A 5,376-nucleotide genomic window follows, 5' to 3' on the forward strand; every position below is an offset into this window, starting at 1 on the left:
TATTTCGTCGTAGGTAAAAAATAGGGGAATAGCATTGGCCTAACCAATAAGGATTGCACTAAATGGGGTCGGACCAAGGTAACTATTTGATTTTGCAGGATAACAAGGGAATAATCATGCTTATTTTTGCCTTAGAACCTCAATTTCACTGCCGAAAATAGGGCTTTAAGGAAAAGTAAAATGCCCCGGAGAAGGACGTGGCTTAAAGAATTACGTAGGATGTTAGAAGAGGGGTTTATAAGTAAGGGCGTGTTGCTGAAGGTAATTTCGTCGGGGACAATAATATTTTCTTTCCAAGACACAGGTCTAATTTCAAAAATTTAAATAATCCAGAATACCTTTATTTCCCCTTCCACCTGCTTAAAATCTTCATCCCCTGTAACTAATTCGGCCCGACGAAGTTTCGCCAGGGCAGCGGCGAAGCAATCGGCGTAGGACATTTTTTTACTGGCTTTTAGTTTGGCAGCCTCTTTGGTCAGTTCTAAATCTGCAGGGATAATCTGAATGGGAAGGGTTGTGATAAGATGGGCCACTTCTTCCGCACGCTCATGCCCCGCTTCTCTTAGGGTAATGTAATAAACCTCCCCCCAATTTATCACCGGCAGAAGAAGGGGCCGTGCGGAGTCTCTCGCTGACCGAAAGATCTCAACCATTCTGTCCGCCCCCTCTTCGCCCTCAAAATAGGCAATAAGGCTATAAGAGTCCAGAACTCGAACCGCCGCCTTCACAGCGCCCGTTCCTTTGCTTTTTCTTCTTTCAAGGCCTTAAGTAGCTTCCCCTTCGTGCCCGTTATTCCCACCATGGACCGAATATATTCATCCGTAATGGGTTTGATTATGATTTCTCCGTTCCGTTCGTAAAGGTAGACCTGGGTTCCTTTCTTAATCCCAAATTTCCGCCGCAGTTTAGAGGGAATAACAACTTGACCTTTTACAGTCACTACAGTCTTATCCATGAAATCTCCTTTAATTCTGTTGCATGATTCTATTTTTTATAAATATACCAAATATTAAAAAGTTAGTCAATAAATAAGTTGTATTACATTTTTCTATTTGTTTCCTAAAAATAAAAGAGGTTACGTAATTAACAAAAATTCTTGAGCCGTTTCCGCAGACAGTTGACCTGGTCATCATGGTTGTTCCGCCAACCGATCCCTGAACCAGGTCCCTTGGGAGTGGTCTCCCAGAGCGGGAACCTGGCCACTTCGATCATCGAGCTGGGCAACTCCAATTCTCCTTGCTTCCGACATGGCGCATCTTGTGCCGGGATATGTCGAGAGCATCCGCAATCGGCGGGTAGCGGCTTATCCCTCTTTGCACCGGGTCGTGAGGGCTTACCGGGGATTAGTAGAGAGGTATGAAATGTTAAAAAGGATTCACGGGTTCAAGGGTTCGAGTGAAATAATATTTTCTCTACACTTGGCCCCTTGGACCCTCGAACCCTGTATTATTTATATTCAAAAATATCCCCTGGTTTCCAGCGAACCACGGAAACATGGGGAGCCCGGGTTTTAATCTCTTGTACAAGCTTATTCAGGTCGAGTTTCTGGTTAGGGAAGGTATCGTAATGGATGGGGACAAAATATCGGGGATGGATCAGGGAAGCTGCGTATCCAGCTTCTCGGTACCCCATATTATATTTTCCCCCTACGGGAAGGACAGCAACATCCGGGCTATAGAGATCCCGGATGATGGCCATATCTCCAAAAACCCCTGTATCGCCCCCATAATAAATGGAAGGGCCTTCTTTGAACTCGATCACATACCCGACGGAGCCTGACCCGGCCGTCAACTTCCCTTCCTTTTTGTATTCCTCCCCCATGATATCGGAAGTGTGGGCGGCATTGACCATGGTAATGGTGAAGGCGTCGGTCTCCCAGCTCCCCCCGATGTTCAGCGGAGTTGAACCTTCGTCGTATTTAATCCCCCCGTACTTCTCCGCATACATCCCGATCTCCGGGCTGCAGATGAGGGGAGCGCCGGTTGCCTTGACGATGGCCAGGGAATCTCCGATATGGTCGATGTGCCCATGGGTTACACAGACGGCATCGGCTTTTTTGATCTGCGGGAGCTTGATGGGGCAGGCTGGATTATCCTGAATCCAAGGGTCGAAGAAGATCACCTTCCCCTCTGCCTCCACCTTGATGGAAGCATGACCCAGCCAGGTTATTTTTGTTTTGCTCATCGCTTCTTTCCTCCTTTTCTCTTCTCTGCCTTCGCCTTTGGGCTGGGGGGCAACTTCACCTCCTGGTCTTTGACAAAAACAGGGGTAAAGTCCTTCACCCGGGGCATCAGGTCATTGGTAGCATCCACCGCCACCTGCGAGCTAAACGCCTTCAGGGCGGCTTTTACGCTGTCAAACCATAGTTCATTTACCCGGTACCAGGCCGGTTCCCCTGCGGGGGATCCAACTACTTTCCCGATGGTGTACCTGCGAAGGCCCGGGATTTTAGCTGCATCCCGCGCATGCTTCTTGACAAAATACTTTTCAAATTCCGCTTCGTTTGTTCCCGGGGGAAGATTGAACATGGCAACCAGTTTGACCATCTTTTGCACCTCCCTTCAGATGAAAAGTGTCAGTGTCAGTGGGTAGTGTCAGATTTTTTATCATTGACACTCACACTGACACTATCCTCTTTTAAAGTGCCAAGTACGTCCTATAGGCTTCTTCGTCCTTGCGGAAATCTGCCACATTTCCTTGGTAACGCACTTCTCCCTTCTCCAATATGTAAAGGCGGTCGCTTAAATCCAGGGAAAACCTGGCATTTTGTTCGCAAAGAAGAATGGTCATTCCTTCTTTCCTCAGTTTCGTGATCTGCTCGCCGAGCTGTTGTACCACGATGGGAGCCAAACCCTCGGACGGTTCGTCCAGCAGAACAAGGTCGGGATTGCCCATGAGGGTGCGGGCGATGGTGAGCATCTGTTGCTCTCCCCCGCTCAGAAATCCACCCCTCCGGCTCTGGATGGACTTTAACGCTGGGAAGAGGTCGAAGACCCTCTCCAGGGTCCAGAAATTTCCTCTGGCCGTTGAGGTTTTGATTGCAACATCCAGGTTTTCCCAAACCGTCAGGTCCGCAAAGATGCGCCGGTCCTCCGGGACAAATCCGATTCCTAGCCTGGCAATCTGATAAGAAGATTTTCCGGCGATCTCCTCGCCTTTCCACTTGATCGACCCAGAACTTGGTGGAGTGAGGCCCATGATGGAACGGAGGGTGGTTGTCTTGCCCACGCCGTTTCTGCCCAGTAGCGAAACGACTTCTTCTTTATCAACCGTTAAAGAAACCCCGAATAAAATATGGCTCAACCCATAGGAGGTGTAGATGTTTTTCACCTCCAAGATCATCGCGCTTCCCCCAAGTAGACTTTCTGCACGTCCGGGTCATTGCGGACCTCCTCGGGGGAGCCTTCGGCAATGAGCCGCCCCTGATGTAAGACCATGATCCTTTCTGAGATGGAAAAAACCACTTCCATATCATGTTCCGTGAAAAGAAGAGTAAGTCCTTTTTCGCGGGTGATCCGCCCGATCAGCTCGATGGTCTGGTGGGTTTCCTGGGCAGACATCCCGGCTGTAGGTTCATCCAGGAGGAGCAACTCGGGTTCGCTGGCCAGGGCAATCCCCAGCTCGAGCTGTTTTTGATATCCATAGGAAAGAGATCCGCTGACCGTCTCCCCGTAATCTTTCAAACCCACCCGTTCCAAGATGGTCTGAGTCTCTTCCCGGAAGAAAGATTCCACCGGTTTGAAGAAATTAAAGCTTTCCCCTCGATGGACCAGCACGGCTGCCTGAATGTTCTGAAAAACCGTTAGGCGAGGGAAGATATTGGTTCTTTGAAAGGAACGGCCCATCCCCAGCCGGCAGATCCGGTAAGAGGGCATACGGGTGATGTCGAGTCCCTTGAAGATCAGTTTTCCTTCATCTACCGGAAGGTGACCGGTAATTAGGTTGAAAAGGGTTGTCTTCCCAGCGCCGTTAGGGCCGATAATGGAACAGATTTCTCCTTTCTTGACGGAAAGGCTGACCCCATTCACCGCCACAAATCCGTCGAAAGATTTCTTCACTTTTTCAACGGTCAAGAGCATTTGTTTTTTCTGGTAAAGACTTGTCTACTTTTTAGAAACCCCACGATTCCTCCGGGGAAGAAGAAGAGAAGCAAAGCCAGGATAGTCCCTAAAATGAGCGGCCAGTATTGAGTAAAAGAAGTAACCTGCATCCTCAAGTAGAGCAGGACCGCTGCCCCAACCATAGGCCCGAAAAAGTTATAAATCCCACCGAGAAGGCTCATGATGAGCACTTCGGCTGACTGCGGCCAGAATATAAAATCCGGGAAAATACTGTGATTGAAGATTCCAAAGAGTGCCCCGGCAATAGCCGCAAAGAAGCCCGAGATCATGAAGGCAATAAGTTGGAATAGCTTCACATTGATTCCGATAAATTCTGTCCGTTCAGGGTTTTCCCGGATTGTCGTCAGGATCCTGCCGAAGGGGGAGTTGACCAGTTTTCGCAGGACGTAAAAAGAGAGCACGACCACAGCCAAAGTGAAGTAGAAAAATCGGATCGGAGAATCCAGGTGCGCGGGAAAGTTGACCCCGATGAGGCCTGTGTCCCCGCCGGTGAGGGAGTTCCATTTGAAAGCAATGGCCCACACAATTTGGGAAAAGGCCAGGGTAAGCATGGCAAAATAAATCTTGGTCAGCCGGATGCAAAAAAAACCGATGATCATAGCAGCGATTGCCCCGAATACTGCGGCGGCCACAAAAGCAAGCGGAAAGGCGACCGAAGCCTTTTTCATCAGCAGAGCACAGGTGTAAGCTCCGATCCCGAAATAGGCCGCCTGCCCGAAGGAGACGAGCCCAGTGTAACCTAACAAGAGGTTGAGGCTTACGGCAAACAGTCCCATGATCAGAATATCCGTCCCCAGAAAAACATAGAAACGGGATTCGGTTAAGGGCAGGAAAGCTAGAAGCAGGACGAGGATCATAAGGAACCAGTTTTCTTTGGACATCTTCTTACCGTTGCAGGGGCTTTCCCAGAAGCCCCCATGGCCGAAGAATCAGAACCACCGCCATAAGAACATAAATAAAAACCATAGATAGCCGGGGAAGTACCAGGATACCAAAAGAAGTCACCTGGCCCAGAATAAGCGCCCCAAGAAGCGTTCCCCAAAAACTTCCCAACCCCCCAACCACCACAACGATGAAGGCATTAATGATAATCTCCACGTCCATGCCTGGAACAATGGCCACGATGGGAGAGACCAGGGCTCCGCCTAAGCCCGCCAGCCAGGCCCCAATGGTGAAAACGAGCGTAAATAATCTGTTCACATTTACACCCAGGGATCCCAACATCTCCCGGTCCAGGGCCGCAGCCCGGATGAAC

Annotated in this window: 9 protein-coding genes; all 9 read right to left on the bottom strand. The window is 49.6% G+C overall.

Features of this window, described 5'->3' with window-relative positions; all coding sequences use genetic code 11:
• Window positions 1-320: 320 nt before the first annotated feature.
• Window positions 321-728, bottom strand: a complete 408-nt coding sequence (locus tag Q7V48_00165) for a type II toxin-antitoxin system VapC family toxin (protein ID MDO9209158.1) — start codon at window positions 726-728, stop codon at window positions 321-323.
• Complete coding sequence (locus Q7V48_00170; GenBank protein ID MDO9209159.1) at window positions 725-955, bottom strand: AbrB/MazE/SpoVT family DNA-binding domain-containing protein; 231 nt, start codon at window positions 953-955, stop codon at window positions 725-727. The genes Q7V48_00165 and Q7V48_00170 overlap by 4 nt, the downstream gene beginning before the upstream one ends.
• 128 nt (window positions 956-1,083) lie before the next feature.
• Window positions 1,084-1,224 carry a hypothetical protein gene (locus Q7V48_00175; protein ID MDO9209160.1) on the bottom strand — a complete coding sequence of 47 codons (141 nt, stop codon included), beginning with the start codon at window positions 1,222-1,224 and terminating at the stop codon, window positions 1,084-1,086.
• Between the two features lie 222 nt (window positions 1,225-1,446).
• Window positions 1,447-2,184 (bottom strand): metal-dependent hydrolase, encoded by a 738-nt coding sequence (locus tag Q7V48_00180; protein ID MDO9209161.1) that lies wholly within the window; start codon window positions 2,182-2,184, stop codon window positions 1,447-1,449.
• Complete coding sequence (locus Q7V48_00185) at window positions 2,181-2,546, bottom strand: EthD family reductase (GenBank protein ID MDO9209162.1); 366 nt, start codon at window positions 2,544-2,546, stop codon at window positions 2,181-2,183. Before Q7V48_00185 ends, Q7V48_00180 begins: the two co-directional genes overlap by 4 nt.
• A gap of 91 nt (window positions 2,547-2,637) precedes the next feature.
• Window positions 2,638-3,342 carry an ABC transporter ATP-binding protein gene (locus Q7V48_00190; protein MDO9209163.1) on the bottom strand — a complete coding sequence of 235 codons (705 nt, stop codon included), beginning with the start codon at window positions 3,340-3,342 and terminating at the stop codon, window positions 2,638-2,640.
• Window positions 3,339-4,079: an ABC transporter ATP-binding protein gene (locus Q7V48_00195; GenBank protein ID MDO9209164.1), complete on the bottom strand. Its 741-nt coding sequence runs from the start codon at window positions 4,077-4,079 to the stop codon at window positions 3,339-3,341. The genes Q7V48_00190 and Q7V48_00195 overlap by 4 nt, the downstream gene beginning before the upstream one ends.
• Entirely contained in the window at window positions 4,070-5,002 is a 933-nt protein-coding gene (locus tag Q7V48_00200; protein MDO9209165.1) for a branched-chain amino acid ABC transporter permease, read from the bottom strand. The genes Q7V48_00195 and Q7V48_00200 overlap by 10 nt, the downstream gene beginning before the upstream one ends.
• Before the next feature lie 4 nt (window positions 5,003-5,006).
• Window positions 5,007-5,376, bottom strand: a 370-nt coding sequence (locus tag Q7V48_00205; protein ID MDO9209166.1) for a branched-chain amino acid ABC transporter permease, incomplete at its 5' end; no start/stop codon positions are given.

Source organism: Deltaproteobacteria bacterium (assembly GCA_030654105.1).
In the GTDB taxonomy this organism is placed as follows: domain Bacteria; phylum Desulfobacterota; class SM23-61; order SM23-61; family SM23-61; genus JAHJQK01.